This window comes from Chamaesiphon sp. OTE_20_metabat_361 (assembly GCF_031364565.1).
The window spans coordinates 1-2,357 of sequence record NZ_JANLWO010000741.1; the positions used below are offsets into that span (position 1 = coordinate 1).

General features: G+C 44.8%; 2 protein-coding genes and 1 pseudogene. 1 reads left to right on the forward strand and 2 read right to left on the reverse strand.

What is annotated here, in order from left to right:
• Positions 1-138 (forward strand): annotated as a pseudogene (locus RMO35_RS25435) (CpeR family transcriptional regulator); the annotation flags it as partial.
• Positions 139-205: 67 nt separating this feature from the next.
• Here RMO35_RS25435 and RMO35_RS21085 read toward each other — a convergent pair.
• Together RMO35_RS21085 and ureC are read right to left on the reverse strand one after the other, a co-directional pair.
• Entirely contained in the window at positions 206-340 is a 135-nt protein-coding gene (locus tag RMO35_RS21085; protein ID WP_309743949.1) for a hypothetical protein, read from the reverse strand.
• Positions 341-391: 51 nt separating this feature from the next.
• Entirely contained in the window at positions 392-2,101 is a 1,710-nt protein-coding gene (ureC, locus tag RMO35_RS21090; protein ID WP_309743951.1) for an urease subunit alpha, read from the reverse strand.
• Positions 2,102-2,357 lie beyond the last annotated feature (256 nt).

Here is a 2,357-nt window from a genome sequence, read left to right on the forward strand (position 1 = left end):
GGCAAAATTTGGATCGGCGATCGTTGTCAAGTTGTCTTGTATCAAGCAACTGCTAGTCTACATACACCCCACCATCAGGTCAAGCAGTATTGGATTAAATACGGCAGTTTTAGAACGAGATTTGACGAACGGGTGTGAGTAGTTTCACATTATTATCTCAAGATCGGAGTCATTCTGCTGCTATTTTTGACAAATTCCTTAACCCTCATAATAGTACATAAGGTTTATGTCCTTGGGGAAAATAAAAAGTGGGATGCTCCCCATTACGATCTGGATTAAACACTAAAGGCAGATCTTTAATCCCGCGAAAATTATGGAGTTTTAATTCTTTGACACGCATGATTCGTTATGATAACTGGGCAGCAAGATATCGATCTACATAAAAATATGTCTAAAACAAGAAATAACGCTGTGCCATCGGCAAAACAGTTGCAGGCTCACAAGTAAGCAATTCACCATCAGCTCTCACCTCATAAGTCTCAGGATTAACATCGATCTGAGGCAACGCATCATTTAACTTCATATCCCGCTTGCTAATCTGACGCGTCCCCGATACAGCTAGCACCTGTTTTTGTAACTGTAATTGCTGCGGTAAATCACGCTCGATCGCGAGCTGAGACATAAAGGTAAAAGCCGTATTAGTTCTCGCACCACCATAACTGCCAAACATCGGTCGCATATGTACTGGCTGCGGCGTAGGAATACTTGCATTGGCATCGCCCATCTGCGCCCAGGCAATTAGTCCACCTTTAATTACTGTTTCTGGTTTAACACCAAAAAAAGCAGGTTTCCATAAGCACAAATCGGCAATTTTACCAGACTCGATCGAACCCACATAATTACTAATCCCATGCGTAATTGCGGGATTGATTGTATATTTAGCAATATAACGTTTGGCACGTAAATTATCGGCTGGTTGACTATCTTGTGCCAACCCACCGCGTTGCACTTTCATTTTGTGAGCGGTTTGCCAAGTCCGAATAATTGTTTCCCCAATTCTCCCCATCGCTTGAGAATCAGAAGAAATCATACTAAATGCACCTAAATCGTGGAGAATATCTTCAGCCGCGATCGTTTCTCTTCTAATTCTAGACTCAGCAAAAGCAACATCTTCAGGAATACTCGGACTGAGATGGTGACACACCATTAACATATCCAAATGTTCGTCCAGAGTATTCATAGTATAAGGACGAGTAGGATTAGTCGAAGAAGGCAATACATTTGCCTCCCCACAAACTCGAATGATATCTGGTGCGTGCCCACCACCAGCCCCTTCAGTATGATAAGTATGGATCGTCCGCCCTTTAAAAGCCGCAATCGTCGTTTCCACAAATCCCGCTTCATTGAGCGTATCGGTGTGAATTGCCACCTGAACATCATACTCGTCTGCCACATTCAAACAAGTATCGATCGTCGCTGGCGTAGTCCCCCAATCTTCATGCAATTTTAACCCGATCGCACCTGCTTCGACCTGCTCGACCAAACCCTGCGGTTGAGAGCTATTCCCCTTCCCCAACAAACCAATATTCATCGGGAACGCATCCGCTGCCTGTAACATCCGGTGCATATTCCAGACACCAGGCGTACAAGTCGTCGCATGAGTCCCGGCTGCTGGCCCCGTTCCACCACCAATCATCGTGGTAATTCCAGATGCGATCGCCACTTCAATCTGTTGAGGACAGATAAAATGGATATGAGTATCGATGCCCCCCGCCGTCAAAATAGACCCCTCCCCAGCGATAATTTCGGTACCTGGGCCGATAATAATATCAACATCATCCTGAATACAAGGATTCCCCGCCTTCCCTACCTTGTAAATTTTCCCATCCTTAATTCCGACATCCGCCTTCACAATCCCCCACCAGTCCAGAACCACTGCATTAGTAATTACAAGATCTACCGCACCATCGGCATTAGAAATCGGCGATTGTCCCATCCCATCCCGAATTACTTTACCACCACCAAATTTAACCTCATCACCATAAGTAGTGAAGTCGCGCTCTATTTCGATGAGCAGTTCTGTATCGGCAAGTCGGACTCGATCCCCTGTGGTCGGCCCATAAGTCTGAGCATAGGCACGACTGTCGATTCTATAACTCATATTTAGTACGGGAATATTCAGTGATGATTGGATCGATTTTACCTTAGTGGGCTACTTCATGCCACTAAGATCAATCTCAATGATGATTAAATCGAGGAACAAAAAACAAAAACAAAAACAAAAACAAACAAGCTCTTAACCGTAAAGTTAAGAGCTTGTTTGTTTTTAAGATTAAGCTTGGCAGCGAGCTATTTTGACAGGGGGCAACCCCCCAACTATCGTCGCCGTGCGAGCGTTTCACCTCCGAGTTCGGGAA